31 protein-coding genes are annotated in these 26,408 nt (G+C 66.5%); 12 read left to right on the top strand and 19 right to left on the bottom strand.

Going from position 1 to position 26,408, the window contains the following annotated elements; genetic code table 11:
• The first annotated feature begins 88 nt into the window (after positions 1 to 88).
• Positions 89 to 1,198, top strand: a complete 1,110-nt coding sequence (locus tag DSM104440_RS06145) for an ABC transporter substrate-binding protein (RefSeq protein WP_171161165.1) — start codon at positions 89 to 91, stop codon at positions 1,196 to 1,198.
• Position 1,199: 1 nt separating this feature from the next.
• Here DSM104440_RS06145 and iscX read toward each other — a convergent pair whose 3' ends face one another.
• The 9 genes from iscX to cysE are packed head-to-tail and all read right to left on the bottom strand — an operon-like array spanning position 1,200 to position 7,358.
• Entirely contained in the window at positions 1,200 to 1,394 is a 195-nt protein-coding gene (gene iscX / locus DSM104440_RS06140) for a Fe-S cluster assembly protein IscX (protein ID WP_171161164.1), read from the bottom strand.
• Complete coding sequence (gene fdx, locus DSM104440_RS06135) at positions 1,391 to 1,732, bottom strand: ISC system 2Fe-2S type ferredoxin (protein WP_171161163.1); 342 nt, start codon at positions 1,730 to 1,732, stop codon at positions 1,391 to 1,393. Before fdx ends, iscX begins: the two co-directional genes overlap by 4 nt.
• Complete coding sequence (gene hscA / locus DSM104440_RS06130; protein ID WP_171161162.1) at positions 1,729 to 3,588, bottom strand: Fe-S protein assembly chaperone HscA; 1,860 nt, start codon at positions 3,586 to 3,588, stop codon at positions 1,729 to 1,731. The genes fdx and hscA overlap by 4 nt, the downstream gene beginning before the upstream one ends.
• Position 3,589: 1 nt before the next feature.
• Positions 3,590 to 4,126 (bottom strand): Fe-S protein assembly co-chaperone HscB, encoded by a 537-nt coding sequence (gene hscB / locus DSM104440_RS06125; protein ID WP_171161161.1) that lies wholly within the window; start codon positions 4,124 to 4,126, stop codon positions 3,590 to 3,592.
• Complete coding sequence (gene iscA / locus DSM104440_RS06120) at positions 4,123 to 4,446, bottom strand: iron-sulfur cluster assembly protein IscA (RefSeq protein WP_171165735.1); 324 nt, start codon at positions 4,444 to 4,446, stop codon at positions 4,123 to 4,125. The genes hscB and iscA overlap by 4 nt, the downstream gene beginning before the upstream one ends.
• Positions 4,443 to 4,844 (bottom strand): Fe-S cluster assembly scaffold IscU, encoded by a 402-nt coding sequence (gene iscU, locus DSM104440_RS06115; protein WP_171161160.1) that lies wholly within the window; start codon positions 4,842 to 4,844, stop codon positions 4,443 to 4,445. Before iscU ends, iscA begins: the two co-directional genes overlap by 4 nt.
• A 55-nt stretch (positions 4,845 to 4,899) precedes the next feature.
• Positions 4,900 to 6,120, bottom strand: a complete 1,221-nt coding sequence (locus tag DSM104440_RS06110; RefSeq protein WP_171161159.1) for an IscS subfamily cysteine desulfurase — start codon at positions 6,118 to 6,120, stop codon at positions 4,900 to 4,902.
• Positions 6,121 to 6,128: 8 nt separating this feature from the next.
• Positions 6,129 to 6,593: a Fe-S cluster assembly transcriptional regulator IscR gene (gene iscR / locus DSM104440_RS06105; RefSeq protein ID WP_171161158.1), complete on the bottom strand. Its 465-nt coding sequence runs from the start codon at positions 6,591 to 6,593 to the stop codon at positions 6,129 to 6,131.
• A 48-nt stretch (positions 6,594 to 6,641) separates the two neighbouring features.
• Positions 6,642 to 7,358, bottom strand: coding sequence for a serine O-acetyltransferase (gene cysE, locus DSM104440_RS06100; RefSeq protein ID WP_171161157.1), 717 nt, complete (start codon positions 7,356 to 7,358; stop codon positions 6,642 to 6,644).
• Positions 7,359 to 7,426: 68 nt separating this feature from the next.
• On the opposite strand from cysE, the gene DSM104440_RS06095 reads away from it, so the two are divergent.
• Positions 7,427 to 8,638 (top strand): MFS transporter, encoded by a 1,212-nt coding sequence (locus tag DSM104440_RS06095; RefSeq protein WP_171161156.1) that lies wholly within the window; start codon positions 7,427 to 7,429, stop codon positions 8,636 to 8,638.
• On the opposite strand, the gene DSM104440_RS06090 is transcribed toward DSM104440_RS06095, so the two are convergent.
• Positions 8,532 to 9,317, bottom strand: a complete 786-nt coding sequence (locus tag DSM104440_RS06090) for an RNA methyltransferase (RefSeq protein ID WP_171161155.1) — start codon at positions 9,315 to 9,317, stop codon at positions 8,532 to 8,534. The two genes, DSM104440_RS06095 and DSM104440_RS06090, sit on opposite strands and share 107 nt — an antisense overlap.
• A 14-nt stretch (positions 9,318 to 9,331) precedes the next feature.
• Here DSM104440_RS06090 and DSM104440_RS19295 point away from each other — a divergent pair, with 14 nt between their 5' ends.
• The 7 genes from DSM104440_RS19295 to DSM104440_RS06060 all read left to right on the top strand — a co-directional run bounded on the left by DSM104440_RS19295 (position 9,332) and on the right by DSM104440_RS06060 (position 16,563).
• Entirely contained in the window at positions 9,332 to 10,114 is a 783-nt protein-coding gene (locus DSM104440_RS19295) for an inositol monophosphatase family protein (RefSeq protein WP_212758235.1), read from the top strand.
• Positions 10,111 to 11,454: an NAD(P)/FAD-dependent oxidoreductase gene (locus DSM104440_RS19290; RefSeq protein WP_212758234.1), complete on the top strand. Its 1,344-nt coding sequence runs from the start codon at positions 10,111 to 10,113 to the stop codon at positions 11,452 to 11,454. Before DSM104440_RS19295 ends, DSM104440_RS19290 begins: the two co-directional genes overlap by 4 nt.
• On the top strand, positions 11,451 to 12,122 hold the full coding sequence (locus DSM104440_RS06080) for a hypothetical protein (RefSeq protein ID WP_171161153.1): 672 nt from the start codon (positions 11,451 to 11,453) through the stop codon (positions 12,120 to 12,122). Before DSM104440_RS19290 ends, DSM104440_RS06080 begins: the two co-directional genes overlap by 4 nt.
• Before the next feature lie 45 nt (positions 12,123 to 12,167).
• The gene (locus DSM104440_RS06075; protein ID WP_171161152.1) at positions 12,168 to 12,467 is read left to right on the top strand and encodes a LysM peptidoglycan-binding domain-containing protein; all 300 of its coding nucleotides are present in this window, start codon (positions 12,168 to 12,170) and stop codon (positions 12,465 to 12,467) included.
• Positions 12,468 to 12,482: 15 nt separating this feature from the next.
• Positions 12,483 to 12,962: a hypothetical protein gene (locus DSM104440_RS06070; RefSeq protein ID WP_171161151.1), complete on the top strand. Its 480-nt coding sequence runs from the start codon at positions 12,483 to 12,485 to the stop codon at positions 12,960 to 12,962.
• A gap of 108 nt (positions 12,963 to 13,070) precedes the next feature.
• Positions 13,071 to 15,605, top strand: a complete 2,535-nt coding sequence (gene mutS / locus DSM104440_RS06065; protein WP_171165733.1) for a DNA mismatch repair protein MutS — start codon at positions 13,071 to 13,073, stop codon at positions 15,603 to 15,605.
• 136 nt (positions 15,606 to 15,741) lie between these two features.
• Positions 15,742 to 16,563: a hypothetical protein gene (locus tag DSM104440_RS06060; protein WP_171161150.1), complete on the top strand. Its 822-nt coding sequence runs from the start codon at positions 15,742 to 15,744 to the stop codon at positions 16,561 to 16,563.
• On the opposite strand, the gene DSM104440_RS06055 is transcribed toward DSM104440_RS06060, so the two are convergent.
• Positions 16,550 to 17,038: an FKBP-type peptidyl-prolyl cis-trans isomerase gene (locus DSM104440_RS06055; protein WP_171161149.1), complete on the bottom strand. Its 489-nt coding sequence runs from the start codon at positions 17,036 to 17,038 to the stop codon at positions 16,550 to 16,552. The two genes, DSM104440_RS06060 and DSM104440_RS06055, sit on opposite strands and share 14 nt — an antisense overlap.
• Complete coding sequence (locus tag DSM104440_RS06050) at positions 17,028 to 17,495, bottom strand: peroxiredoxin (RefSeq protein ID WP_171161148.1); 468 nt, start codon at positions 17,493 to 17,495, stop codon at positions 17,028 to 17,030. The genes DSM104440_RS06055 and DSM104440_RS06050 overlap by 11 nt, the downstream gene beginning before the upstream one ends.
• A 44-nt stretch (positions 17,496 to 17,539) precedes the next feature.
• Between DSM104440_RS06050 and DSM104440_RS06045 the strand changes: the two genes are divergently transcribed.
• From DSM104440_RS06045 to DSM104440_RS06035, 3 genes are all read left to right on the top strand, one after another.
• Positions 17,540 to 18,700 carry a cupin domain-containing protein gene (locus tag DSM104440_RS06045; protein WP_212758233.1) on the top strand — a complete coding sequence of 387 codons (1,161 nt, stop codon included), beginning with the start codon at positions 17,540 to 17,542 and terminating at the stop codon, positions 18,698 to 18,700.
• Positions 18,700 to 19,206, top strand: coding sequence for a DUF7931 domain-containing protein (locus DSM104440_RS06040; RefSeq protein WP_171161147.1), 507 nt, complete (start codon positions 18,700 to 18,702; stop codon positions 19,204 to 19,206). Before DSM104440_RS06045 ends, DSM104440_RS06040 begins: the two co-directional genes overlap by 1 nt.
• Positions 19,207 to 19,372: 166 nt before the next feature.
• Positions 19,373 to 19,657 carry a hypothetical protein gene (locus tag DSM104440_RS06035; protein WP_171161146.1) on the top strand — a complete coding sequence of 95 codons (285 nt, stop codon included), beginning with the start codon at positions 19,373 to 19,375 and terminating at the stop codon, positions 19,655 to 19,657.
• Between the two features lie 444 nt (positions 19,658 to 20,101).
• On the opposite strand, the gene DSM104440_RS06030 is transcribed toward DSM104440_RS06035, so the two are convergent.
• The 7 genes from DSM104440_RS06030 to DSM104440_RS06000 all read right to left on the bottom strand — a co-directional run bounded on the left by DSM104440_RS06030 (position 20,102) and on the right by DSM104440_RS06000 (position 26,373).
• The gene (locus DSM104440_RS06030) at positions 20,102 to 20,863 is read right to left on the bottom strand and encodes an MBL fold metallo-hydrolase (protein ID WP_171161145.1); all 762 of its coding nucleotides are present in this window, start codon (positions 20,861 to 20,863) and stop codon (positions 20,102 to 20,104) included.
• Positions 20,863 to 22,008 (bottom strand): outer membrane protein assembly factor BamC, encoded by a 1,146-nt coding sequence (gene bamC / locus DSM104440_RS06025; protein ID WP_171161144.1) that lies wholly within the window; start codon positions 22,006 to 22,008, stop codon positions 20,863 to 20,865. Before bamC ends, DSM104440_RS06030 begins: the two co-directional genes overlap by 1 nt.
• A 22-nt stretch (positions 22,009 to 22,030) precedes the next feature.
• Positions 22,031 to 22,909 carry a 4-hydroxy-tetrahydrodipicolinate synthase gene (dapA, locus tag DSM104440_RS06020; protein ID WP_171161143.1) on the bottom strand — a complete coding sequence of 293 codons (879 nt, stop codon included), beginning with the start codon at positions 22,907 to 22,909 and terminating at the stop codon, positions 22,031 to 22,033.
• Between the two features lie 42 nt (positions 22,910 to 22,951).
• Positions 22,952 to 23,488, bottom strand: coding sequence for a class I SAM-dependent methyltransferase (locus tag DSM104440_RS06015; RefSeq protein WP_246212101.1), 537 nt, complete (start codon positions 23,486 to 23,488; stop codon positions 22,952 to 22,954).
• A complete protein-coding gene (locus DSM104440_RS06010; RefSeq protein ID WP_171161142.1) occupies positions 23,485 to 24,591 on the bottom strand; it encodes a TIGR03364 family FAD-dependent oxidoreductase in 1,107 nt (368 codons plus the stop codon). Before DSM104440_RS06010 ends, DSM104440_RS06015 begins: the two co-directional genes overlap by 4 nt.
• Positions 24,592 to 24,621: 30 nt before the next feature.
• Complete coding sequence (locus DSM104440_RS06005) at positions 24,622 to 25,101, bottom strand: GlcG/HbpS family heme-binding protein (protein ID WP_171161141.1); 480 nt, start codon at positions 25,099 to 25,101, stop codon at positions 24,622 to 24,624.
• 138 nt (positions 25,102 to 25,239) lie between these two features.
• Complete coding sequence (locus DSM104440_RS06000) at positions 25,240 to 26,373, bottom strand: 2-aminoethylphosphonate--pyruvate transaminase (RefSeq protein WP_171161140.1); 1,134 nt, start codon at positions 26,371 to 26,373, stop codon at positions 25,240 to 25,242.
• Between the last annotated feature and the right edge of the window lie 35 nt (positions 26,374 to 26,408).

Genomic DNA, 26,408 nt, shown 5'->3' with positions numbered 1-26,408 from the left:
TGTAAACCGCCGAGTGACGTGGGACACAGGCAATTGCGCTGCAGTTACCTACGATGCGTGTCATTCAATCAGAACAAGAAGATTCACGATGCGCACGCTCCTCGTCACCCTGCTGTTGCTCGCCTCCTCGTTTGCCCACGCTCAAACACCGGGGAAGCCGTTCCGCATCGGCAACAGCGGACCCTCGAGCGGACCCAACTCCGCCTCGATGCTGGAGCTGCTCGACGGAGCGAAGCTCTACTTCGACGCCGTGAACGCCGCCGGCGGAATCAAGGGACGCCGCGTGGAGCTGCTGCAGCGCGACGACAACTTCGAGGTCGCGCGCACCACGAAGAACGTCGAGTCGCTGATCGACGAAAGCCGCGTGGACGCACTCCTCCTGGTGCGCGGCACTCCGCACAACGAGGCGATCCTGCCGATCATCGAGCGCGCGGGCGTGCCGCTGATCGGCCCGTCCACCGGCGCGATGGTGCTTCACCAGCCCATCAAGCGGTACGTCTTCAACGTGCGGCCGTCCTACCGCTCCGAGGCCGAGAAGCTCGCGCAATTCCTGATCCAGCTGGGCAAGCGGCGCGTGGTGCTGATCCACGTGAACGATTCGTTTGGCGAGGACGTGGCCACCGGCATCGTCGCCGGCCTCGCCGAGAGCAAGCTCGCGCCGCTCGGGGTCCACAAGTTCGACCGCAAGACGGTCGACATCGGCAAGGCCGTGCCGGACGTGAAGCGCGCGAACCCGGATGCGATCGTGCTGGTCGGAGCGGGCGCGGCGGTCGCCGCCGGTGTAGAGGCGCTGCGCAATGCGCAGGTTCAGGCCTCCATCGCCACGGTTTCGAACAACGCCTCGACCGGGTTCATCAAGTCGCTCGGAGGCAACGCGAGCGGCGTGATGGTGAGCCAGGTGTTCCCGGACGAGCGCCTGGCGGCCGTGCCGCTGGTTCGTGAAGCCGCGGGGCATGCCAGCAAGAAAGGCCTGCAACTCACGCCCGCGATGATGGAGGGTTACTCGGCGGCCAAGGTCACGGTCGAAGCGCTGCGTCGCTGCCAGAACGGCTGCAACCACGCCGAGCTGCTGCGCTCGCTGGAATCGCTGGACATCGACCTGGGAGGCGTTCGCGTCGCCTACTCGCCCACCGACCACAGCGGCATCGAGTTCACCGACCTGTCGATCATCGACAAGCACGGGCGCTTCCGCCGCTAGTCTAGTCGGCCTCTTCGATCCAGGCGAGCTGGATCGCTTCGAGGATTTTTTCGCCCGAGCGCTGCGGGTCGTCATCGAACCCTTCGAGCGCGAGCACCCAGTTGCGAAGGTCGACGAAGTTGACGCGCGTCGGGTCGATCTCGGGATGCTTGTCGGCGAGCGCGATCGCGATGTCGCGCGAATCGATCCACTTCATTTGCGGCTCTCGGACACCTGGTTGAGCGTGTACTTGGGAATCTCGATGGTCAGCGGTTCGTCGGCCACGCGCGCCTGGCACGAAAGGCGCGAGGTGAGCTCCAGTCCCCAGGCCTTGTCGAGAAGGTCATCTTCCTTTTCCGTGGCGGGCTCCAGCGACTGCGAACCTTCGCGAATGATCACGTGACAGGTGGTGCACGCGCAACTTTTCTCGCACGCGTGCTCGATCTCGATGTGGTGCTCGAGCAGCGTATCGCAGATCGAGCGGCCGGGCGTGGCCTCGATCACCTTGCCCTCGGGGCACAGCGTCTCGTGCGGCAGGACGGTGAGGCGGGTCACTTGGCCACCTCGTCGAGCCGCTTCCCGGAAAGCGCCGCGGAGACGGCGCGATCCATCCGGCGAGCCGCGAAGTCTTCGGCCGCGAGGTTCAGCGCCTCGATCGCCGCGCGGATGACGCGATGGTCCGTGCCGGTGCGCGCGGCTTCGAGGGCCGCGACGCGGGCGTCGATCTCCTTGCGCTCCGAGGCGGGCAGCAGATCTCCGTCACGCGCGAGCGCAGCGCCCACCGCGCCCAGCATCGACTCGGCCTCGACACGTTGTTCGCCCAGGGCGCGCGCGTCGCGATCGTGTTCGGCGTGCGCGAATCCTTCCTGCAGCATGTGCGCGACTTCGTCATCGGTCAGGCCGTACGACGGCTTCACGACGATGGACGATTCCACGCCCGAGGTCTTCTCGCGCGCGGACACGGACAGCAGGCCATCGGCGTCCACCTGGAATGTGACGGCGATGCGCGCCGCGCCTGCGACCATCGGGGGGATGCCGCGCAATTCGAAGCGCGCGAGCGACCGGCAATCGGCCACCAGCTCGCGCTCGCCCTGGACGACGTGAATCGCCATCGCCGTCTGGCCGTCCTTGAACGTGGTGAACTCCTGCGCGCGCGCCACCGGAATCGTGGAGTTGCGGGGAATCACGCGCTCGACGAGACCACCCATCGTCTCGAGCCCGAGCGACAGCGGAATCACATCGAGGAGCAGCCAGTCGTCGCCCGTGCGGTTGCCCGCGAGGACGTTGGCCTGCATCGCCGCGCCCACCGCCACGACCTGGTCGGGATCGAGGTCGCGCAGCGGCGCCTTGCCGAAGAAGTCCTCGACCGCGCGCTGCAGGTGCGGCATGCGCGTGGCGCCGCCGACGAGCACCACGCCGTCGATGTCCGCGGCCGTGAGCTTCGCGTCGCGCAGCGCCTTGCGCGTCGGGCCCAATGTGCGCTGCACGAGCGGCTGCGTGAGGTGTTCGAACTCCGCACGCGTGAGCGCGAGGTGCAGGTTCTGGCCGTACGAAAGCGTGACCTGCGCATCCGCGGCGTCAGCACGTGAAAGCTTCTCTTTCACTTCTCGGGCCTCGGCGAGCAGCCGGCGAGTGTCGCGCGCATCGGCGAGCTGGTGGCCGACGCGCCAGTGCGTTGCGATCGCCATGTCGAAGTCATCGCCGCCGAGCGCGGAGTCGCCATTGGTCGCGAGCACTTCGAACACGCCGCGCGTGAGCTTGAGGATGGAAATGTCGAACGTGCCCCCGCCCAGGTCGAACACCGCGAACGTGCCTTCGCTCGCGTGATCGAGCCCGTAGGCGATCGCCGCGGCCGTGGGTTCGTTGAGCAGGCGCAGCACATTGAGGCCCGCGAGCTTCGCCGCGTCCTTCGTGGCTTGCCGCTGCGAATCGTCGAAATACGCGGGCACCGTCACGACGGCGCCGACCAATTCGCCGCCGAGCATCGATTCGGCGCGATCGCGCAGCACCTTGAGGATTTCCGCGGAGACCTGCACGGGCGAGCGCACGCCGGCGGCGGTCTCGATCGCCACCATGCCGGGGCCGGCGCGAAACTGGTAGGGCAGCGCGCCGTACCGCGCCACGTCGGCGACGCCGCGGCCCATGAAGCGTTTCACCGAAACGATCGTGTTGGCCGGGTCGTCGGCCTGCGCGGTCCGTGCATCGTATCCAACATCAATGCGGCCATCGGGAAAGTAGCGGACCACGGAAGGAAGCAGCGGACGACCTTGCGAATCCGGGAGCACTTCGGCCGCGCTCGAGCGCACCGTGGCCACCAGGGAATGCGTCGTGCCCAGGTCGATGCCGACCGCGACCTTGCGCTGGTGCGGTTCGGGGGATTCGCCCGGTTCGGAAATCTGCAGCAGGGCCATGCTAGCGAGCCGTCTCGTGCAGTTGCTCGAGTGCGTCGTCGACTTCGAAGTCGAGCTTCTCAAGGAAGCGGAGCTTCCGCACGAGGGCGCAGCCGGCCGCACCGTCAAGCTTCGCGCCCAGAGCGCCTTCGAGTTCGCGGAAGAGGCCCGAGCGCTCGCCCGAGAGATCCTTGCGCAAGGCTTCGAGCGCCGCGCCATCGCGCGATGCGCGCGCGTCGGAAGCGGCTTCGCGCCATTGCATCTGCTGCATGAGGAAGTCAGCGGGCATCGCGGTGTTGGTTTCTTCGCCGGTGTCGAAGCCGCGCAGAGCGAGCAGGTAGCGGGCGCGGTTCAGCGGATCGCGGAGGGTCGAGTAGGCCTCGTTGGCGCGGGTGGCCCACTGCATGGCCACGCGACGCTCGGCCGGTGAGGCGTTGGCATATCGATCGGGGTGGACCCGCGACTGCAACGCCCGATACCCCTCCTCCAGCCTGGCCGCATCGATCGCGTACGCGACCGGCAGTCCCATCAGCTCGAAGTGGTTGGCCGTCTCATTCAAACGTTGAACGATTCGCCGCAGCCGCAGCGGTCCTTCTCGTTCGGGTTGTTGAACTTGAAGCCCTCGTTCAGGCCTTCGCGCACGAAGTCGAGCTCCGTGCCATCGAGGTACGCAAGGCTCTTCGCATCGATCAACACCTTCACGCCGTTCGATTCGAATTCCTGGTCGCCGGGTTGCGCTTCGTCCGCGAACTCGAGCTTGTACGCCATGCCCGAGCAGCCCGTGGTGCGCACGCCCAGGCGCAGGCCGATGCCCTTGCCGCGCTTCTCGATGTAGCGCTGCACGTGGCCGGCCGCGCGGTCGGTCAGCGTGATCATCAGTCGGCAGCCTTCTGGTCGTCACCGTTCTTGAGGCGATAGTCGGCAATGGCCGCCTTGATCGCATCCTCGGCGAGGATCGAGCAGTGGATCTTCACCGGCGGGAGCGCGAGCTCCTCGGCGATCTGCGTGTTGCGGATGGTGCCGGCTTCGTCGAGCGTCTTGCCCTTCACCCATTCGGTGACGAGCGAGGACGACGCGATCGCCGAGCCGCAGCCGTAGGTCTTGAACTTCGCATCCTGGATGCGGCCGTCCGGACCCACCTTGATCTGGAGCTTCATCACGTCGCCGCACGCGGGCGCGCCCACCATGCCGGTGGCGACACCGGCTTCGTCCTTGCCGAACGAGCCGACGTTGCGGGGATTTTCGTAGTGGTCGATGACTTTTTCGCTGTATGCCATGTCTGTCTCCTGGCTCCGGCCACCCTCTCAGGGGCCTCGGCTTGGGTGCTTCAAGTCAGTGTGCAGCCCACTGCACGGTATTCAAGTCGATGCCGTCCTTGTACATCTCCCAGAGCGGGCTCATCGCGCGCAACTTGCCGATGCGTTCGGTCAAGAGCTTGATCGCGAAGTCGATATCCGCTTCCGTCGTGAAGCGCCCGAGCGTGAAACGGATGGAGCTGTGGGCGAGCTCGTCGTTCCGGCCCAGTGCACGCAACACGTATGAAGGCTCGAGGCTGGCCGACGTGCACGCCGAACCCGAAGAAACCGCGAGCTCCTTGATGCCCATGATCAGCGACTCGCCCTCGACGAAATTGAAGCTCACGTTGAGGTTGTGCGGGACGCGCTGCTCGAGATCGCCGTTCACGTAGATCTCTTCCATGTCCTTCACGCCGGCGAGCAGTCGGTCGCGCAGCATGCGAATGCGCTCACCCTCGTTCGCCATTTCCTCGCGAGCGATACGGAAAGCTTCACCCATGCCGACGATCTGGTGCGTGGCAAGCGTTCCCGAGCGGAAGCCCTTTTCGTGGCCGCCCCCGTGCATCTGCGCCTCGAGGCGCACGCGCGGCTTCCTGCGAACGTAGAGCGCGCCGATGCCCTTGGGGCCGTAGGTCTTGTGCGCCGAGAAGCTCATCAGGTCGACCTTGGTCTTCTCGAGGTCGATGGGCACCTTGCCCGTGGACTGCGCGGCGTCGACGTGGAAGATGATCTGCTTCGCACGGAGGATTTCGCCCATCTCCGCGATGGGCTGGATCACGCCGATCTCGTTGTTCACGTGCATCACGGACACGACGATCGTGTCGGGGCGCAATGCCGCCTTGAATTTCTCCAGGTCCACGAGCCCGTTGGGCTCCGGATCCAGGTACGTCACTTCGAAGCCTTCGCGCTCGAGCTCGCGGCAGGTATCGAGCACGGCCTTGTGCTCGGTCTTCACCGTGATGATGTGCTTGCCCTTGCCCTTGTAGAAGTGCGCCGCACCCTTGATCGCGAGGTTGTCGGACTCCGTTGCGCCCGAGGTCCAGACGATTTCCTTCGGGTCGCAATTGACCAGCTTCGCGACCTCGAGGCGCGCCTGCTCCACGGCTTCTTCCGCTTCCCAGCCAAACGAGTGGCTGCGCGAGGCGGGATTGCCGAAATGCTCCGTGAGCCACGGAATCATCTTCGCGGCCACGCGGGGATCGACCGGCGTCGTGGCCGAGTAATCGAGGTAGATCGGATGCTTGCGGTCCGCGCTCATGGCAAGCCTCAGGCGGACACGATCTGGCGCGTACGGCTCTGCGGCGCACGAACGATCGTCACCGGGCTCGTGCGCTGCTGGTCCACGAGCTGCGAGAGCTTCACCGTCGAAAGGAAACCGTAGACCGTCTTGTTCAGGTCTTCCCACAGGTCGTGGGTCATGCAGCGCTCGTTCTCGCGACAGTTCTCGCGCCCGCCGCACTGCGTCGAATCGATGGGCTCCTCGACGGCGCAGATGATGTCCGCCACCGAGACTTCGGAGGCCGCGCGCGCGAGGTTGTAGCCGCCGCCGGGGCCGCGGACGCTCTCCACGAGCGAGCGGCGGCGCAGCTTCCCGAAAAGCTGTTCCAGGTAGGACAGCGAGATCTTCTGGCGGCCGCTGATGCCCGCCAGCGTGACCGGGCCCTCGGCCGAATTCAGCGCGAGGTCCAGCATCGCCGTCACTGCAAAACGTCCCTTGGTCGTGAGCTTCATGGTGACCTCGAATTCTATCAAAGTCCGACTAATTTAGTCGGCTTTAGTTCAGCTGCGTCCGCCGGCGGCCCGACGCTCGTCCCCGGCCTCGCCGGGGGTGTTTTCCAGCCCTTCCAGGCGCCGGAGGATCTCGGCCAGGCGGCCGTCGATGTCTTCGGTGCGGGAGCCCAGCGCCTGGATCACCCGGTTCAGGGGGTCATCAAGGTCAGCGCTCACTGCGTAGGCGTCGAAGGCCATGCGCTCGGCCTGCGCCGAGTGCTCGACCACGCGGGCCGGAATACCCACGACCGTCGCGCCAGCCGGCACGGCCTTCACGACGACCGAGTTCGAGCCCACCTTGGCGCCGTCGCCTACCGTGAAGGGCCCGAGAATCTTGGCGCCCGCCCCGACGACGACGCCCTTTCCGAGGGTCGGATGGCGCTTGCCCTGGTTCCAGGACACACCGCCCAGGGTGACCCCGTGATAAAGGGTGCATTCGTCGCCGATCTCGGCCGTCTCGCCGATCACGACACCCATGCCGTGGTCGATGAAGACGCGGCGGCCGATGGTCGCACCCGGATGGATTTCCACCCCGGTGAGGAAACGACCGACGTGCGAGAGCAGGCGCGCGACCCACTTGAGGCCGGCGTTCCAGAGCCCGTGCGAAATCCGGTGCAACTGCAGCGCGTGGAAACCGGGATAGCAGGTCAGCACTTCCCAGACGCTGCGAGCAGCCGGATCGCGCTCGAACACGCACTGAATGTCTTCGCGAATACGGCGGAACATGGACGCAGTTTATGATTCCCGAGTAAAATTATCAACTATTGTCCGGCACGCCTTTCGGCCCCTTCGTCTTGAAGCATTTCTTCCGGCAGTACGTCGAATTCCTTCGCAGGCCGGAAGTGGCGCGGCTGATGCTCCTCGCCCTCATTTCGCGGATGCCGGTGGGCATGGTCGCGTTCTCGATGCTGATGTTCCTGCGCGAGAAGCTGGGCGCGTTCTCGCTCGCGGGCAGTGCCGTCGGGATCTACTTCGTCGCGATGGCCGTGTGCGCCCCGATCCAGGGCCGCGTCATCGACCGCGTCGGGCCGCGCGGGGTGCTGATCGTGACGGGAGTCGTGCACCCGCTCGCGATGCTCGCGGTCCTGCTGTTCGCGTACTACGGGTTTTCGTTTGGCTACGTCGCCGCGGCTTCGGCCGTGTGCGGCGCCTTCGCCACCCCGATCATCACGCTCACGCGCACGCTCTGGCGCCAACGCTTCGACGACGAGCACGACCGTCGCCGCGCCTTCGCCCTCGATGCGGTGATGCTCGAGCTCAACTTCACGCTGGGCCCGGTGATCTGCGCGGCGGTGCTCGCGTCAGCCGGCGCAACGTGGGCCTTCGGACTGAGCATCGTGGTCGTCGTGCTCGCGGCCGCACTCTTCGTCGTGGCCCGGGCCACTCGCCACTTCAAGCTCGAGGCGCACGCCGAGCGCCACCTTTTCGGGCCTCTCACGGAGCGGCGCCTGGTGCTGCTCTTCCTCGCGTCGTTCGGCCTGACGACCTGCTTCGGGCTCCTGGAAGTGGGCTATCCGGCGTACGCGACCCAGATGGGCGTTCCCGCGGCAGCCGGCCTGCTGCTGGGAATGAACGCGCTGGGCAGCGCGACGGGCGGCGCCGTCTATGGCGGGCTGCACCTGCGCATGTCGTACGAGCGCCAGTTCGCCGCGGTGCTGGCACTCATGGCCGTCCCGCTCTTCATGCACCTGCTGTTCGAGGCCTTCGCGGCGTGGATCGCGCTCGCTTACGTGACCGGGCTGCTGATCGCGCCGGCGATCGCCTCGCAATCCGTGCTCGTCTCGCGGCTGGCACCGTCGAAGTACGCCGCCGAAGCGTTTACGTGGTCCTCGACGTTCATCGTGGCCGGCCTCGGCACGGGCATGGCCGTAGGCGGAACGCTCACGGAGCTCGCGGGCGTCAGGCCGGCTTTCGCGACCGGGGGCGCGATCGTTTGCGCGATGGCGCTGCTGGCGTTGCTGCTGCGCTCGCCGGGCACGCCGCGAGCAGCCCCTGCAGAAGCTTGACCTCCTCGCGCTCGACCTGTGCGCGCGCCATCAATCGCCGCACGCGCTCCATGAAGCGGCCCGGCTTCTCCGGATCGAGATAACCGCTCGCGATCGCGACCCGCTCGAGGTTCGCGAAGAGCTTCTCGAGATCCGCGTTGGTCGCCGGCGCGCGCACGCGCGGGCCCTCCGGAGCAAAGGCCGCTGCGGCCGAGGCCACTTCATAGCAGGCCACTTGAACAGCCGCCGCAAGGTTCAGCGAGCCATACACCGGATTCGAAGGCACCGTCACGAGCTTCTGGCAGTGCCCCAGTTCCACGTTGCTCAGGCCCGACGTCTCGTTGCCGAAGACCAGGGCCACGGGGCCCGCGTGCGCCGAGGCCACGATCCCGGGAGCGGCTTCGCGCAAGGTGGCCGCCGGCTGCGATAGATCACGCCTGCGGGCGCTGAAGCCGATGGCGAGCACGCAGTCGGCGAGTGCGGCCTGGAGCGAGCTGAAAACGCGAGCGTTCGCGAGCACATCGTCGGCGCCGGCCGCCATGGCGGTCGCATCCGGGTCGGGAAAGTGGCGCGGCTGGACGAGCAGGAGATGCGCGCATCCCATGGTCTTCATCGCGCGCGCAGCCGCCCCGATATTGCCCGGATGGCTGGGTCGCGCGAGGACGATGCGCAGATTGGCAAGGGCGTCGCGGGCCTTCATAGTAAAATTCTGCCATGCATCCGATGCTCAATACGGCCGTGAAGGCCGCGCGCAAGGCCGGTTCCATCATTTCCCGGGCGTCCAACGACCTCGATCGACTGACGGTTCACCGCAAGCGGCAGAACGATTTCGTCAGCGAAGTCGACCACGCGGCCGAGGAAGCCATCATCTCCATCCTCAAGACGGCCTACCCCGACCACGGCTTCCATGCCGAAGAAAGCGGGAAGGATCGCTCGAAGGCGGAGTACGTCTGGGTCATCGATCCGCTCGACGGCACGACCAATTTCCTCCATGGCTTCCCGCAGTACTGCACCTCGATCGCCATGCTGCACAACAACGTGCTCACGCACGGGGTGATCTTCGATCCCAACCGCAACGAGCTCTTCACGACCACGCGCGGCGCGGGCGCGTTCCTGAACGAGCGGCGCATCCGTACGAGCAAGACGCTGCACCTCAAGGATTCATTGATCGCCACAGGATTCCCGTTCCGCGAGACCGACCAGCTCGAGGATTACCTGCGCATGTTCAAGAACGTCACGAAATCGAGCATGGCGATCCGCCGGCCCGGCGCGGCCGCACTCGACCTCGCGTGGACGGCCGCGGGCCGCGTCGATGCGTTCTGGGAAATCGGCCTTTCGCCCTGGGACATGGCAGCGGGCGCGCTCCTCGTGCGCGAAGCCGGCGGCCTGGTGGGCGATCTCGACGGCGAGGAGAACTTCCTCGAGAAGGGCGAGATCGTCGCCGGCAACCCGAAGGTCTTCAATACCCTGCTCCAGGTCCTGAAAAAGCTGGATTGAACTCGCGACTCGACGCGCAGCCGCATCGCATCGTCGTCGTGGGCGGCGGTGCCGGCGGCCTCGAGCTTGCGACCAAGCTGGGCGACCGGCTCGCAGACAAGGGCCGCGCGATCGTCACGCTGGTCGATCGCAACCGCACGCATCTGTGGAAGCCGCTCCTGCATGAGGTCGCCGCGGGCAGCATGGACATCCACGCGCACCAGCTCGATTACCTTGCGCAGGCGCGCTGGCACCACTTCACGTTCGCGGTAGGCGCTCTCTCCGGCCTCGACCGCAAGGCGAAGCAGGTGATCGTCAGCGCCGTGCGCGATGACGAGGACCAGGAGATCCTTCCCGAGCGGCGCATCCCCTACGACACGCTGGTCCTCGCGATCGGCAGCGAATCCAACGATTTCGGAACACCGGGTGTGCGCGAGCACGCGTTCACGATCGACCAGGCCTGGGATGCGAACCTCTTCCATCGCCGCCTGGTGAATGCCTGTTTTCATGCGAACTTCGCGTCTTCATCCGGGGACGGTGCTTCGCAACCACGCGGCCGCGTGCTCCACATCGCCATTGTCGGCGCGGGCGCGACGGGCGTGGAGCTCGCCGCGGAACTGCACAACACCACCCGAGTTCTTGCCACCTACGGCCTCGAGAACTTCAATCCCGAAAAGCAGATCCGCATCTCGGTGATCGAGGCGGGGCCGCGCGTCCTCGCGGGCCTGCCCGAGCACATCGCCGAGGGCACGGTGCGCGTGCTGAAGGACCTCGGCGTGGACGTGCTCATCAACGAAAAGGTGATCGAGGTCACGGAGGAGGTCGTCAAGACCGCCTCGGGCCGCGAAATCCCCGCGGAATTCACCGTGTGGGCAGCGGGCATCCGTTGCGCGCAGGTGCTCAAGGACATCGATGGCCTCGAGACGAACCGCGTGAACCAGGTGGTGGTGCAGCCCACGCTGCTCGCGACGCGCGACGAGAATATCTTCGCGATCGGCGATTGCGCCGCCGCGGCCTGGACGGATGGCCGGCTGCTGCCGCCGCGCGCGCAGACCGCGCACCAGCAGGCAACGCATGTCCTGAAGATGATCCAGCGCCGGATGGCCGGGAAGCCCCTCACCGCCTTCCGGTATCGCGATTTCGGCTCGCTCGTTTCGCTGGGCAACTACGACACCGTCGGCCAGTTGATGGGCTTCATCTCGAGCGAGAAATTCCGCGTCGAAGGGTGGCTCGCGAAACTGTTCTACATCTCGCTCTACCGGCAGCACATCTGGGCGCTGCACGGTTTCTGGCGCATGGCCCTCGATACCCTCGCGCGGCTGATTCGCAGCCAGACCGATCCGAAGGTGAAGCTGCATTGATCGCGTGGCCCGCCTGGCCGGTGCCGCTCGCATGCGGCCTCGTGCCGGCGGTGGCGGTGTTGCTCGCCTGGGCCCTGTCGATCGACGCGGGGCTCATTCCCGACTGCCTGCCCTGGTTCGAAGGCTGCACCTCGATCAGCCGTGCGGCGCGGCATGGCCACGGCAACCCGCTCTTCAAGCTGCTCATGCTGCCCTGCGCCCTGCTGCAGGTGTGTCACTGGGCGCTCGCGCGCGAGTGGCTGCGGCTTCGGCTGCCTGATTCGAAGGCACCCAACGTCCTGCTCGCCGTGGGCATCCTCGCGGGCGCCGCACTCGCGGCGTACGTGACCTACCTCGGCACCGAAGGCGCCTTCTACGGCCGGATTCGCCGCTTCGGTTTCTCGATCTACTTCGGCGCAACCTTCATCGCATTCCTGCTCTTCGTGCGCTTGTTGCTGTCCCTGAAGGTCCATGCCGCGATCGCCCGCTCGATGCTCGCGATCTGCGCGCTGATGCTCGCGCTTGGCGTCACGGGCGTGCTCGTGCAGGGGTTCCTCGCCGACGCCGGCCTCGTGGATCGCATCGAGAACGCCCTCGAGTGGCACCTTGGTATTTTCCTCTGTGCAGGATTTCTCCTACATTCGGCTCTGTGGAGAGCGAGTAGTTTCAAGGTTCGCCTCTACGCCTGAAACCACTCGGGCGCGGGTACGGCGATTGTGTGAAAAGGAGTTCCCATGAGCAACAAACCGGTGGATTTCTCGAACTTCAAGGGCGACGGCAGCGCCAAGACCGATTTCTCGAACGTCAGGAGCGGCGGCGGCGAGAAAACGGACTTCTCCAACGTCAAGAGCGGCGGGAGCTCCACGGCCACCAAGATCTACGAAGTGGTGTCCGGCGATTCCCTCTCGAAGATCGCCAAGCGCGAGTACGGCGATGCCAACGCGTGGCGCGCGATCTTCGAAGCCAACACCGATATCATCAAGGACCCCGACAAGATCTTTCCGGGACAGAAGCTCAAGATCCCGCCGAAGTAACCTCAGGAGAGTTTCATGAACGCATTCACCCGATACGCCGCTTTCGCCCTCGTGGCCCTGGGCCTGGTGGCCTGCAAGAAGGATCCGCCCCCGGCTCCGCCGCCGCCCACTTCTTCGGCCCCGGCGCCTGAAATCACGGCCGCCCCGCCCGCGGCGTCGACCGTCGCCGTCGCGAACGCGACCCTGGGCAGCGCCGTCGGCTCGGACAAGAAGATTTCCGCCGCGACCGAGTCGTTCGCGAAGGGCGACACTTTCCACGTCTCCGTGGACACGACCGGCGCAGGAACCGCGAATCTCAAGACCAAGTGGACGTACTTCGAGAAAGACAAGTCCGCCACCACGATCGCCGAGCAATCCCAGACGATCGCGCCCGCGGGACCGGCCACCACGGAGTTCAACGTGAACAAGCCCGACGGCTGGCCCGTCGGCGACTACCAGGTGGAAGTCTCGATCAACGACCAGGTCGCGCAGACGAAGAAGTTCGCGGTGAAGTAGCCGCGCGGCTCGGCGGTACAATCGAAGGGGGTGCGATTTTCCGCGCCCCCTTTTCTTTTGACCGTGGACACGCCAACCTCCGAGCCCAAAGCGGCCGCCCATACGCCGATGATGCAGCAGTACTTCGCCCTCAAGGCGCAGTACCCCGACATGCTGCTCTTCTACCGGATGGGCGACTTCTACGAAGTCTTCTACCGCGACGCCGAGCGCGCGGCGAAGATGCTCGACATCACGCTCACCACGCGCGGCGCCTCCGGGGGCCAGCCCATCCGCATGGCGGGGGTCCCCTTCCACTCGCTCGAGCCGTACCTCGCGAAGCTCGTGAAGCTGGGCGAATCGGTCGCGATCTGCGAGCAGGTCGGCGATCCGGCCACGTCGAAGGGTCCGGTCGAACGCAAGGTCGCGCGCGTCGTGACGCCGGGAACCCTCACGGATTCGGCGTTGCTCGCGGCCACGCGCGAGAGTTTTTTGTGCGCGGTGCAGGTCACGGAGTCGGTGGCCGGCATCGCGTGGATCTCGCTCGCGAGCGGGCAGCTGCGGATCACCGAAGTACCGCGCTCGCGCCTCTCGGCTGAACTGGAGCGCTTGCAACCCGCGGAATTGCTCGCGCCAGACGGCTTCGAGATTCCCGCGCTTCGCGACGCGCCTCCCACCAAGCGGCTCGAGCCGTGGCACTTCGAAGCCGAGGCGGCGAAGCGCGATCTCGCGCGCCAGTTCGGCACCGCCGATCTCTCGGGCTTCGGCTGCGAGGGGATGGACGCGGCGATCGCCGCCGCCGGCGCCCTCATCGCCTACTGCCGCCAGACGCAGCAATCGGCGCTCCCGCACGTCACCGGCCTTCGCGTCGAGCGCGAGAGCGAGTTCGTGCTCATGGACGCGGCTACGAGGCGCAACCTCGAGATCACCGAGACGATCGCGGGGGCGGAGTCGCCCACGCTTTTCTCGCGGCTCGATGCGTGCGCGACGTCGATGGGCAGCCGCCGCCTGCGCCATTATCTTCATCATCCCCTGCGCGACACCGCGACCCTGCGGGAGCGCCAGGACACGATCGGCGCACTTCTTGAGCGCGACTCGACCGTTCGCCACGCGCACGTGACGGCCGCATTCGGCGCGTGGTCCGACGTGGAACGCATCGCCGCACGGGTCGCACTTCGTACCGCCCGGCCGCGCGACCTTGCGGGCCTGCGCGACACGCTCGCGACCCTTCCCGATTTGCACGCGTTGCTGAATCGATCCGGCCAGCCCGGCCTCGCGCGCGCCGCCCAGGGGCTCGCGCCTTCGCCGGAGATCCTCGATCGCCTCGCGGCCACGCTGCGTGACGAGCCCGCGACCGCCTTGCGCGAAGGCGGCGTCATCCGCGACGGCTTCGATGCCGAGCTCGACGAGCTGCGCGCGATCCAGAGCGACTGCGGCGCGTTTCTCCTCGACATGGAGAAGCGCGAACGCGAACGCACCGGCATCGCCAACCTGCGCGTGGAGTTCAACAAGGTCCACGGCTTCTTCATCGAGGTGACGGCGGGCCAGCTCGACAAGGTGCCGGTGGAATACAAGCGCCGCCAGACGATGAAGAGCGCCGAGCGCTTCATCACGCCGGAGCTGAAGACCTTCGAGGACAAGGCGCTCGCCGCCGGCGACCGGGCGCTGGCCCGCGAGAAGGAGCTCTACGAGGCGCTGCTCGACGATCTCAACCGCCACATCGTGCGGCTGCAGGAGATCGCCGATGCCGCCGCGAGCCTCGACGCGCTCGCCTCGCTCGCCGCCTCGGCCGAAGCGCTCAACCTCAACCGGCCCGAGCTCGTCGCCGACGACGTGATCGAGATCGAGGCCGGACGCCACCTCGTGGTCGAGGGACAGGTGGAGGCCTTCATCCCGAACGACGCGAGCCTCACGCGCTCGCGCCAGCTGTTGCTCATCACCGGCCCGAACATGGGCGGCAAGTCGACGTACATGCGGCAGGTTGCGCAGATCGCACTGCTCGCCTATTGCGGTGCGTTCGTTCCCGCGAAGTCGGCGCGGCTCGGTCCGCTCGATCGCATCTTCACGCGCATCGGCGCCTCCGACGACCTCGCGGGCGGACGCTCGACGTTCATGGTGGAGATGACGGAAGCCGCGAGCATCCTCAACAACGCGACCGCGCGAAGCCTGGTGCTCGTCGACGAGATCGGCCGCGGAACCTCGACGTTCGACGGCCTCGCCCTCGCCTACTCGATCGCGCGCCACCTCGCCGAGTCCACGCGCTGCTACACCCTCTTCGCGACGCACTACTTCGAGCTCACGCAGCTCGCGACACTCCTGCCCAACATCGCCAACGTCCACCTCGATGCCGTCGAGCACAAGGACAAGATCATTTTCCTGCACAAGCTCGAGGGCGGGCCCGCGGACAAGTCCTACGGCATCCACGTCGCGCACCTCGCCGGCATTCCGCGCGACGTCGTGCGCGCCGCCCGCAAGCACCTCGCGGAGCTCGAGAAGCATCTGCGCCCTGCTTCGTCGCAGTCGGACCTCTTCGCCGCAGCCGCAGCCCCGGAGCCCGAGCGCCATCCGCTCCTCGATGCGATCGACGCCCTGCAGCCCGATTCCCTCTCTCCCAAGGAAGCCCTCGAGGCGCTCTACCGCCTCAAGAAGCTGGGAGATGACCAATAGGGACAGACCCCATTGGAGCGCTGTAACAGTTAATCGGCGTCGGACTGTTACAGCGCTCCAATGGGGTCTGTCCCTATTGGTCATCGCAGGCTGCGCGGTCCATTCGCCTCACCCAGATGCCTTCACGTTCGGCGTCGTGGGCGACACGCCTTACAGCGAGTCCGACGAGGTGGCGTTCGACGCGATCGTCGACACGATGAACGCGGAGCCGCTCGAGTTCGTCGTGCATGTGGGCGACATCAAGTCGAGCCGCGCACAGTGCACCGATGCAATCTATCTCGATCGCAAGGCGCGCTTCGATCGGTCAGCGCACCCGTTCATCCTCGCGCCCGGCGACAACGAATGGGTGGATTGCCGCCGGCAGCGCGCCGGCGGCCACGATCCCCTCGAGCGCCTTGCGAAGCTGCGCGAGATCTTCTTCTCCGGATCGCGCCTGATGGGCAAGCGCCAGTCGGTCGCATTCGAGGCCCAGGAGGGCTACCCGGAGAATCGCCTCTGGACGACGCGATCGGTGGTCTTCGCGACCCTCAACGCGCAGGGCAGCAACGACAACGTGGGATTCGACGCGCGCAATGACGAGGAGGCCGTACGCCGCGGCGCAGCGAATCGCCGCTGGCTCGATCGCGCCTTCGCCATGCCGAACGCGCGCGCGGTGGTCGTGATCTTCCACGCGAATCCGTTCGTCAGGAGTAAGCAGCTGGTCTACGACGCGCTGGTCGCGTCGCTCACCGCGCACGCCGTATCCTTTTCAAAGCCCGTGCTCGTGGTCCACGGCGAGACGCACTTCCAGCGCGCGGACCAACCCTTCCGCGACGGCGACGGACGCACGATCGCCAACATGACGCGGCTGGAATCTTTCGGGAGCCCGTTCGTGGGCTGGGTGCAGGTGTCGGCGGATCCCGCCGATGCGCGCTTCTTCCGTTTCCGGACGCGCGGGCAGTCGACTACGTTTCCGTGACGGTGAGGCCCGGGGCGTTCGCGTCCTCGCGCTCGAGCTCTTCCGGCGTGGCCGGACGCACCGAGGTCACGGTGCCCTTGAACCAGAGGCGCTCTCCCGCAAGCGGGTGGTTTCCGTCGACGACGACCGTGTCCTTCGTGACATCCGTGATCGTGTAGATCAGCGCGTCGTCCTCGTTCTCGCCGGGCACGCCTTCGAAGCGCATGCCCACTTCGATGTCCGAGGGAAATTTCGAACGCGGCTCGACGCGCAGGAGCTCGGCGTCGTAATCGCCGAAGGCATCCTCGGGTTCCAGTGTCACCGCGACTTCGTGGCCGGGCTCGCGGCCGTGGAGCGCGCTCTCCACCTTTGCGAAGATGCCGCCGTAGCCGCCGTGCAGATAAGTGACCGCGGTGCCTTCGTCCTCGAGAAGGTCGCCATCGCAGTCGCGCAGCTCGCAGGCGAGCGTCACGACGGTGTCGCGGTCAATTCGCATGGCCGTTCAATTGCTTGACGGCCTTGAGGACCTCATCAGCATGGTTGCGGGGGCTGACTTCGCCCAGGATGTGGCGGATGGTGCCCTTCTTGTCGATGATGAACGTCGAACGCCTCAGGCACGGCTTGGTGTCCTTGGTCACGAGGACGTCATAGAGCTGGCAGACCTCGGCTTCGGTATCGGCGAGCAGCTGCACGGTGAGGCCGTGCTCGTCGCGAAATGCCGCGTGCGACAGCACGTCGTCGCGTGACACGCCGAACACGACGGTCTCGAGTTTCTCGAATTCGTTTTCGCGGTCGCTGAAGTCGATCGCCTGGATGGTGCATCCGGGCGTGCCGTCCTTCGGGTAGAAATAAAGGACAACGTTCTTCTTGCCCCGATAGCTGGATAGACTCATCATCTCCATGCTTGCATCGGGGAGCGTGAATGCCGGTGCTGGTTGGCCTACTTGGAGCATGGCGTTTTTCGCTCTAAACGTCCGGAAGATTCTAATCCTTTTTCATGACGCGCAAGGCGAAGCACTCCTTCCTCGGAAGACTCGACGCTAGCACGTTCATGCGTCGCCACTGGCAGCGAAAACCGCTGCTCATTCGTGGTGCATTTCCGGCGTTCACCGATCCCATCGATCCGCGCGGCGTTCTCGAGCTCGCGACGTCTTCGGATGCCCATTCACGCCTGGTGCAGCATCGCGGGAACCAGTGGACGCTCGAGCATGGGCCGTTTTCCATGGTTCAACTCAAGCAACTTCCACGCCGGAACTGGACAATTCTCGTCCAGGACACGAATCACTTCTCCGAGCGCGCCGCGCAACTGCTCGAGCGCTTCGATTTCATTCCGCACGCGCGCGTCGACGACCTCATGGTGAGCTACGCGACCGACGGCGGCGGCGTAGGTCCGCATGTGGATTCGTATGATGTGTTCCTCCTGCAAGGCCACGGGAGGAGGCGCTGGCGCATTTCGACGCAAGCCGATGTCGCGTTTCGTCAGGGTTTGCCGCTGAAGATCCTCGCGCGGTTCAAGCCCGAGCAGGAGTGGGTGCTCGAGAGCGGCGACATGCTCTACCTGCCACCCGGTGTCGCGCACGAGGGTGTCGCCGAAGGCGAGTGCCTCACGTGGTCGATCGGCTTTCGCGCGCCGAGCGATCGCGATCTCGTGGCCGCGTTCCTCGATGACCTTCGCGATCGCCTCGATCCGCCCGGGCATTACACCGATCCCGGTGCCGGCGCCGCGCGCAATCCCGGTGAAGTCCCCGCGGCACTCGTGCAGCACGCGCGGCGCGTACTCACGTCCATTCGCTGGAGCGAAGCCGATGTGCGCGCATTCGCGGGACGCTTCCTTTCCGAACCCAAGTCGCAAGTCGTGTTCGATCCGCCCTCGCGGCCCGTCCCCCGCGCGCGCTTCACCGCGCAGGCGGCACGCCGCGGCATCGCCCTCGACGGTGGCTCGCGATTGCTGTTTTCTGGCAGCATGGCATTCATGAACGGCGAGGCCGTGCGCGTGCCGCGAGGCGCGGGTCCGGCGCTTCGAGCCTTCGCGAACCACCGCCGCATCGAAGGCCCCACGCGCGCGAATGCCGCGTTCTGGAACCTCGCCTACGATTGGTACGTCCTCGGTTTCTTGCACCTGGCCGCGGACGCGGACAACGCGAAAGGGAGGCGATGATGAGCGATACCCCCGCGAACGCACCGAAGCCGGACTACCGCCAGATCACGAGCGAGGCCGAGTCGCTCGCCGCGATCGACGCGGTGATCGCATCGGCGCAGCGCACGATCCGCATCTTCGACATCACGCTCGCGCGCCGCGGCTTCAATTCAGTCGCGCGCAGCGAGGCGCTGCAGAAATTCTTCGTCGCCGGCCGCGCGCATCGGCTTCACATCGCGCTGCATGAGCCCGAACACCTGGAGCGCGAGTGCCCGCGGCTGCTCATGCTGCTGCGCCGCTTCCCGATGTCGATCGAGATCCACCGCACGATCCAGCAAGCGCGCGACGCGACCGACCCCTTCGTGATTGCCGATGACCACAGCGTCTGGCATCAGCTGCACTTCACGCAGTCCCGGGCCATTGTTGCGCTGCACTCGCACGCGGACGCCACGCCCATCCTCCAGCGGTTCGAGGAAATCTGGGAACTGTCCGAGCCGGCCGTCTCGGCCACGACGCTGGGCCTTTGAACCGTCAGGGTTTTTTACCGGATCGCCCGTATCGCGAAAAAGGTCTTTTTGCTAGAATCCTGCGCTGGCCGGAAGACTCCCCAGGGCGCGTTGCGATGCAGCAAGGAGGGACCGCCAACGAACCCCGCGCGATATCCAATAACTCACGATCCAAGGAAGACTCAAAATGAAGACGTCGTACCTCCTCGCAGCCCTGCTCGCCACCGCCGTCGTTGCCTGCGGCAAGACCGAAGCCCCGAAGCCCGCCGAAGCCCCGAAGGTCGAGGCCCCGAAGGCTGCCGAAGCCCCGAAGCCCGCCGAGGCCCCGGTTGCCGCGCCCGCCACCGGTGCCGCCCCGGCCGACGCGAAGCCCGCCGATGCCAAGCCCGCCGACGCGAAGCCCAGCGATGCCCCGAAGGCTGGCGACGCCGCCCAGGGTGAAATCAAGCCCGCCCAGGCGCCGAAGAAGTAATTCGCGCCCTGCGTGAAAAGAAACCGGCCTTCGGGCCGGTTTTTTTTCGTCCTCTTTGTGCTTTCGTCTTTCTTCCCGCGACCTCAGCCATCGATGGGTGTGGGAGGATGGTGGCAGCTGGGCTGAGATGAGCGGCGGTAGATAATTTGTGGTGGCGAGCGGTGGCGGGTGCCGCCCTCGTCGATGAACGGCGATCGACATGACTGGCACACGCTCTCTCGTTGCGATCAGCGCCGCCCCGCTGTTGGAGACGCCCCGATGGTTCCGGCGCTGAGCCATCGACGAAGGGTTGATCACGAGAGGCCCCCCACCGCTCGCTGCAGGATCGCCGGTGCGCCAGGAATTTCGAGCGCAAGTTTGGGTAGCGAGATCGGCGGCCTGTGCTGGAGAGGTTGGGGCCGGGTCGGGATCAACCCTTCGTCGATGGCCCCGGTGCAGGTGTAGCTAGACGTCGCGCCAGGCGAAGCCTTCGTCCTGTGCCGCGATCCCGATCCAGGATTCTTCGCAGCCCATCGCCTGCGCAAGGGCCGCCGCTGCCAGGGCTCGCGTGTTGTTCTGCTGGGAGAGGTGGGCGGCGATGACGTGCTTCATGCGCGAGCGGTCGAGGTGCGCGAGGAGCGCTGCCGCGTCGGCGTTGGAGAGGTGGCCGAAACGGCCGCCGACGCGCAGCTTCAGGCTGGGTGTGTACGGCCCGTTCATCAGCATGTCGCGATCGTGGTTGCACTCGAGCACGAGCGCGTCGCAGCCGGTGAGTTTCTCGGCCACGTGCTGCGTAGGTGTTCCGAGGTCGGTGACCACACCGATCCGCGAAGCGCCGTCGCCGAACACGTATTGCACGGGCTCGCGCGCGTCGTGCGGAACGGCGAAGGGCTCGACCTGCAGCTCGCCGATCGCGAAGACCGTGTGCGAATCGATGAGGCGGATCAGGACTCGCGGGAAGTCGTCGGGCAGCCACTGCGCGGTGCCGCGCGTGAGGTAGACCGGAACCGCGAAGCGCTTGGCGAAGGCGGCCACGCCGCCGAGGTGATCGTCATGCTCGTGCGTGACGACGATCGCGGTGAGGTCCGCGGGCGCGAGGCCCGCGCGCTCGAGGCGGCGCTTGGTCTCGGTGATCGAGAACCCGCAATCCATCATCACCCGGGTCGTGCCGCGCTCGACGACGAGCGCGTTGCCCAGGCTGCCGCTCCCGAGCGACGAGAATCTCACTACTTCAGCTGGTCGTAGAGGAGGCCGAGGATCTTCTTGCCGGTGGACGTTGCTTCCACGGCGCCCTGCATGTTCTGCACTTCCACCTTCGAGCCGCTCGTTCCGGCGTCGGCAACGAAGATGCGGTACTGCGGCTGCGCCGCCTTCGGCGTCGGCTTCCAGAACGCGAGGCGCTCGGCCCAGGTGAGCTTCGAGGTGTCCTTGAGGTCGACTTCGGGATCGACGTAGCGCACGAAGAACACGCCCTTGGTGCGGTCGCGGTCCTCGACGGTGAAGCCGACGCGATCGAGCGCGAGCCCGACGCGGCGCCAGGCGCGGTCGAAGCTGTCGTTCATCACGAGCGGGCCCGCGCCGTTGTTCTGCAGGACGGCGTTGCCCACGGGTGCTGCCGGGGTGGCAGGCGCGCCGGGCTTGCCATCCGCGGCCTTGGGCGCCATGGCGAGCACGGTCTTGTCGTCGTAGCCCAGCTTCACGAGGATGCGACCGAGCATCTCGGCCTCGAGCTCGGGATCGGAGGGACGCGGTTGCCACGCCGTCTTTTCCTGCGACGTGCTGGTCCAGACCTCGTCGGCGCCGTAGTGCGCGATGTAGATCTCGGTCGTGCCGGCCTCGGCACCGCGCTCGAGGCGCGTGCGGAAGCGATCGCGCTGGTGCGTGGAGTACAGGCCGTCGATGGCGCGGCCGATGGTGCGGCGGATGATGTCTTCGGGAATCTTGTTGCGGTTCTCGGCCCAGTCGGTGTCCATGATGCCGAGCTCGGGGCTCTCGCGGCGCATCACGAAGCCCGTCTCGATCCAGAACGTGCGCAGGATCGGCCAGAGCTGGTCGGGCGTGGCCTTCACGACGATCCAGCGCTGGGCGCCGGCGCGCTCCATGCGCGCGTTGGTCGGTGCCGGCAGCACGCCGAGCGCGGCGGTTGCAGGCGCCGTACCGCGGTCACGGCTGTACGTGGAGAACGTCGTCTGCGTCTTCGGATCGGGAATCGCGAAGCGGTCGTCGATCGTCGGGTTCGTGAGCTCAGGCGGCACTTCGAGCGCGGCCTGCGGCGAGCGCGCGGCGGCGCTGGTGTACTCGGTGCTCTTGGTCACGGAGCCACAGCCGGCGACCAGCGCGGCGAGGACGATGAAGGGGAAAACCGGTTTCATGTTGCGGGTCCTCTGGATTCGTTCAGGCGATGCAGCCCGCCTCGCGCAACGCGGCGGCAAGCGCCTCGTGGTACTGGGAGGCGAACGGGGTAAGCGGAAGGCGGATGCCCTCCGCGACACGGCCCATCTTGTGCAGGGCCCACTTCACGGGAATCGGGTTGGCTTCCAGGAACAGGTTCTTGTGGAGGCCGAGCAACTTGTTGTTGATCGCGATGGCGCGCTGCGAGTTCCCCTCGCGCGCGGCCACGCACATCTCGTGCATAAGTTTCGGCGCGACGTTGGCGGTGACCGAAATCACGCCGTTCGCGCCGAGCTGGATGTACGCAAGCGCTGCGTCGTCGTTGCCGCTGAAGATCGCGAAGCTCTTCGGGATGCGCTTCAGGAGATCAGTCACGCGCTCGATGTTCGAGGTCGATTCCTTGAGGCCCACGATGCCCGGCACCTGCGAAAGACGGACCACCGTGTCGTTGTGCATGTCCGCCACGGTCCGCGAAGGGACGTTGTAGAGGATCATCGGCAGCTCGACCGCTTCGGCGATCGCCTTGAAGTGCCGGTAGAGGCCTTCCTGCGTGGGCTTGTTGTAGTACGGCACGACCGAAAGGCCGTACTTCGCGCCGGCTTCGAGCGCGTAGCGCGTGAGCTCGATGGCTTCACGCGTCGAATTGCCGCCCGTGCCCGCGATCACCGGAATACGCCCGGCAGCGAACTCCACCGCGGCCTTGATCAGCGCGGCGTGCTCCTCCATGTCCACCGTCGGCGATTCGCCCGTGGTGCCGACGATCACGATCCCGTCGGTACCTTCGGCGACATGCCAGTCGATGAGTGACTTGAGGCGGGGAAAATCGAGCCCGCCATCGGCGAGCATCGGGGTCACGATGGCGACCAGGCTTCCGGTCAGCATTCGGGCAAAGCCTTGATTCTTGGAAAGCGGCGATTTTACCAACTAAATGGCGCCCGACCCCATTTCGTTGCGGGCGCAGACCCTCTGGACGGCCGCCGGACGGGGTTCGGCCACGACCAGGTCCTCGAAGGCGATGACCCGCAGCTCGCCCTGGACCACTGCCAGCAGCTCGCCCGGCAGCAACAGGAAGTCCGGATTCGAGGGCTTTCCGAAGCGCTCGTTGCCGCGCGCGAAGGTCTCGTAAAGGAGGATTCCGCCGGGTTCGAGCGAGGTCACGAGGCGCGGTAACAGGGGGCGATGGAGGTAGTTCGTGACCACGATCGCATCCCATTTCCGGCCCGGATAGGGCCAGGGCCCCGCCTCGAGGTCGGCCGCGAGCACCTGCACCTGTGGCGGGGGATCGACGAAGGCCGCCGGATCGCGGTCCACCGCATCGACTTCGAACCCCAGGCGCGCGAGCCAGCGGGAATGCCGGCCGCCGCCGCAGGCGAGGTCGAGGACGGCGCCACCGGGACGGATCATCGCGGCCCAGCGCTGGACCCATTCGGACGGCGGCAGATCGTGGGTGTGTGTGTTCACTGAAACAACTCGGCGATGGTTTCCTCGCCGATCGCGAACCCGGTGCTCATGCCCGTGCCGCTCGTGACGGTGACGAGGCGCGCGCGTGGCCCCACTTGCGCGGCGAGCACCGGCTTCACGTTCGCGACCGGGTAGGAGCCCACCCAGCGCTCGATCACCTGCGGTTTCGGAAGATCGAGCAGCGCGGTCAGCTCGGCGAGGATCAGGGCCTCGACCTCCGCCGTCGAATCGCGATCCACCGCGTCCGCGTAGCGATGCGAATCGCCGACCACGAGCGTGCCGTCGACGCCCTGCGCGACGATCAGGTGGACGCCGGCTGCGAGCTCGCGCGCGCATTCCGCTTCCAGTTTCAAGCGCAGCCGCGCCGCGGCGGGCTGGGTGGCGAAGCCCTCGTAGCGAAGCAGGCTTAGGTCCGTCATCACCACGCCGGGCAACCGCCACGAGGGCGCGGCCACTCGCATCATCTGCAGCATGCAGTGGCGAACCTGCGCCTCACGCGCGCGGTCTGGGAACAGTGTCGCGACATCCGCGCCGACAGTCAGCACGATCGCGTCGGCTTCCACGCAACCGTTGGCGTGATGCAAGCCGCGCTCGTCGACCGCGGTGACGGGCGAGGACCAATGGAAATCCACCTTGTGATGCGCAGCGAGCCAGGCGGCGAGCCGTGGCAAGGCTTCGCGCGCCTCGATGCGAACTTCGTGCGGGCTCCACAGCGCGGCGGCCGCCTTCGCGACGACCATCGGATGCGAGCGCAGTCGCGCCGGATCGAGCAACTCGCAGCCCGCGCCCGCCGCGGACGCCGCGAATTCCTCGAGGACCGCGAGCGCTTCCGCGCGCCGGGCAACGATCAGCGCGCCACGCTGCTCGACATTGATGCCCGCGGGACCCGCCACTTCAAGCCACGCATCGCGCGAACGCTGCGCGCGCGCCTGCGAGGCTCCCTGGCCCGAGACGGTGACGAAACCGAAATTCTGGATGGAAGAGCGCGAAGCGCGGGCATCGCGCTCCACCACCGCCACGCGCAACCCGCGGCGCGCAGCCGCGAGGGCATGGGCGAGGCCCACGATGCCCGCACCCGCAACCGCAAGATCGTAGCGAGCCATGCCGCCATCATAGCGGCATGGCCCGGAGGCTTACTTTGCCGCGGCTCCCGCCATCGCGACCACGCCGTCCTGGTCGGCATTGACGCCCGAGACGCCGATGCCGCCGATGATCTTGCCATCGAGGATCAGCGGCACGCCGCCTTCCACCGTGCTCGCTCCACGCAGGTTGAGCGCGCGCAAACCCGCGCCGCCGCCCGCCACCGCGTCCTGGAACACCTTCGTGGAACGCCGGTAGATCGCCGACGACACGGCCTTGTCGACCGATACCTGCATGCTCGCCGTCTGCGTGTTGTCGGTTCGCTGGAAGTAGACCAGGTTCCCCGCGGTATCGACGATCGCGATCGCCACCGGCCAGTTGTTCTTCCGGGCTTCGGCATCGGCAGCCGCCGCGTACTTGCGAGCCTGCTCGAGCGTGACATTGGTTCCGTACTGGGGCACCTGGGCGCTCGCCAAACCGGCGACCAGCAACGTCGCACCGCCAACGAGGGCGGCAATCCTTCGCATGGACATCGTCTCTCCTCCGTCTTGTGGGGTCATGACTGCAATGCCGCCGGCCGAGACCGGGGTCAGTCAGGCTAACACCGCAATCCGGCGATTGCTTCCCGCCGGATATCGGAGGTTTCTCCCGCGGGTGCGGGATGGAAGGCGCTAGGCCGCGGCGCGCAGCGGCGCGATCTTCGTGACGTTCATTTCCTTGAGCGTCTCGGCGACGGCGGAAACGACGTTGCGCATCTCGTTCGAGTCGATCGCGCCGATGCAACCGACGCGGAAGGTCTCGACCTGGGTGAGCTTGCCCGGGTAGAGGATGTAGCCGCGCGACTTCACCCGCTCGTAGAAATCCTTGAAGTTGTAGTTCGGGTCGCCCGGCGCGTGGAAGGTGACGATCACGGGCGCCTGCACCTCGGGCGTGAGGAACGTGCGGAAGCCCAGCGCCTGCATGCCTGCGATCAGCGTGTCGCAATTCTTCCGGTAGCGCGCGCCGCGAGCGGGCGTGCCGCCCTCGGCCTTGAACTGTCCCAGCGCAGAATGGAACGCGGCCACGACGTGCGTGGGCGGCGTGAAGCGCCACTGCGTCGTCTTCTGCATGTACGTCCACTGGTCGTACAGATCCATCGCGAGCGAGTGCGAATTGCCCTGGCACTTCTCCAGCACGGCCTTGCGGGCGATCACGAAGCCCATGCCGGGCGGACCTTCGATGCATTTCCCCGATGCGGCGATCACCGCGTCGATCGGATAGGCCGAGGCGTCGATGTCGATCGCGCCGAACGAGCTCATCGCATCGACGATCAGGCCCTTGCCGTGGCGTGCGCAGGCGGCACCGATCTCCGCGAGCGGATTGAGGATGCCCGTGCCGGTCTCGCAGTGCACCTGCGCGACGTGCGTGATCGCCGGATCCTTCGCGAACGCTTCCTCGATCATCGCGGCGGTGGGATAGCGATCTTCGGGCAGGTCGAGCGCGACGTGCGCGCGGCCAAGGTACTTGAGGATCTTCAGGATGCGCTGGCAGTACGCGCCGTTCTGCGGCACGAGGACCTTGCCGTCGCGCGGCACGAGGTTCGAGAGCGCGGCCTCGACCGAAAATGTTCCGCTGCCCTGGAGCGGCACCGTGACGTGCGTCGCGCCACCGTGGATCACCTCCACGAGGTCCGCGCAGATCGAGGCCGTCATCCGGTTGAAGGTCACGTCCCACGAGCCCCAGTCGCGCAGCATCGCCTGCTTGGTTTCGAGCGAGGTCGTCAGCGGCCCCGGCGTGAGGAGAATCGGATCGTTGCCTTTGATCATGGGAGAGCTCCTGTCGGAATTCTGCTAAATAACCA

It is taken from the genome of Usitatibacter palustris (assembly GCF_013003985.1).
Lineage (GTDB): Bacteria > Pseudomonadota > Gammaproteobacteria > Burkholderiales > Usitatibacteraceae > Usitatibacter > Usitatibacter palustris.
Note: the sequence above shows the minus strand (reverse complement) of the source record. Positions and strands in the feature narration are given on the sequence as shown.

What these genes read in the sequence shown, in the direction of transcription:
- DSM104440_RS06145 (WP_171161165.1), top strand. Translation starts at nt 89, where the DNA reads ATGCGCACGCTCCTCGTCACCCTGCTGTTGCTCGCCTCCTCGTTTGCC.
- iscX (WP_171161164.1), bottom strand. Translation starts at nt 1,394, where the DNA reads ATGAAGTGGATCGATTCGCGCGACATCGCGATCGCGCTCGCCGACAAG.
- hscA (WP_171161162.1), bottom strand. Translation starts at nt 3,588, where the DNA reads ATGGCCCTGCTGCAGATTTCCGAACCGGGCGAATCCCCCGAACCGCAC.
- iscU (WP_171161160.1), bottom strand. Translation starts at nt 4,844, where the DNA reads ATGGCATACAGCGAAAAAGTCATCGACCACTACGAAAATCCCCGCAAC.
- DSM104440_RS06110 (WP_171161159.1), bottom strand. Translation starts at nt 6,120, where the DNA reads ATGAGCGCGGACCGCAAGCATCCGATCTACCTCGATTACTCGGCCACG.
- iscR (WP_171161158.1), bottom strand. Translation starts at nt 6,593, where the DNA reads ATGAAGCTCACGACCAAGGGACGTTTTGCAGTGACGGCGATGCTGGAC.
- cysE (WP_171161157.1), bottom strand. Translation starts at nt 7,358, where the DNA reads ATGTTCCGCCGTATTCGCGAAGACATTCAGTGCGTGTTCGAGCGCGAT.
- DSM104440_RS06090 (WP_171161155.1), bottom strand. Translation starts at nt 9,317, where the DNA reads ATGAAGGCCCGCGACGCCCTTGCCAATCTGCGCATCGTCCTCGCGCGA.
- DSM104440_RS19295 (WP_212758235.1), top strand. Translation starts at nt 9,332, where the DNA reads ATGCATCCGATGCTCAATACGGCCGTGAAGGCCGCGCGCAAGGCCGGT.
- DSM104440_RS06075 (WP_171161152.1), top strand. Translation starts at nt 12,168, where the DNA reads ATGAGCAACAAACCGGTGGATTTCTCGAACTTCAAGGGCGACGGCAGC.
- DSM104440_RS06070 (WP_171161151.1), top strand. Translation starts at nt 12,483, where the DNA reads ATGAACGCATTCACCCGATACGCCGCTTTCGCCCTCGTGGCCCTGGGC.
- mutS (WP_171165733.1), top strand. Translation starts at nt 13,071, where the DNA reads ATGATGCAGCAGTACTTCGCCCTCAAGGCGCAGTACCCCGACATGCTG.
- DSM104440_RS06055 (WP_171161149.1), bottom strand. Translation starts at nt 17,038, where the DNA reads ATGCGAATTGACCGCGACACCGTCGTGACGCTCGCCTGCGAGCTGCGC.
- DSM104440_RS06050 (WP_171161148.1), bottom strand. Translation starts at nt 17,495, where the DNA reads ATGCTCCAAGTAGGCCAACCAGCACCGGCATTCACGCTCCCCGATGCA.
- DSM104440_RS06045 (WP_212758233.1), top strand. Translation starts at nt 17,540, where the DNA reads ATGACGCGCAAGGCGAAGCACTCCTTCCTCGGAAGACTCGACGCTAGC.
- DSM104440_RS06040 (WP_171161147.1), top strand. Translation starts at nt 18,700, where the DNA reads ATGAGCGATACCCCCGCGAACGCACCGAAGCCGGACTACCGCCAGATC.
- DSM104440_RS06035 (WP_171161146.1), top strand. Translation starts at nt 19,373, where the DNA reads ATGAAGACGTCGTACCTCCTCGCAGCCCTGCTCGCCACCGCCGTCGTT.
- bamC (WP_171161144.1), bottom strand. Translation starts at nt 22,008, where the DNA reads ATGAAACCGGTTTTCCCCTTCATCGTCCTCGCCGCGCTGGTCGCCGGC.
- dapA (WP_171161143.1), bottom strand. Translation starts at nt 22,909, where the DNA reads ATGCTGACCGGAAGCCTGGTCGCCATCGTGACCCCGATGCTCGCCGAT.
- DSM104440_RS06010 (WP_171161142.1), bottom strand. Translation starts at nt 24,591, where the DNA reads ATGGCTCGCTACGATCTTGCGGTTGCGGGTGCGGGCATCGTGGGCCTC.
- DSM104440_RS06005 (WP_171161141.1), bottom strand. Translation starts at nt 25,101, where the DNA reads ATGTCCATGCGAAGGATTGCCGCCCTCGTTGGCGGTGCGACGTTGCTG.
- DSM104440_RS06000 (WP_171161140.1), bottom strand. Translation starts at nt 26,373, where the DNA reads ATGATCAAAGGCAACGATCCGATTCTCCTCACGCCGGGGCCGCTGACG.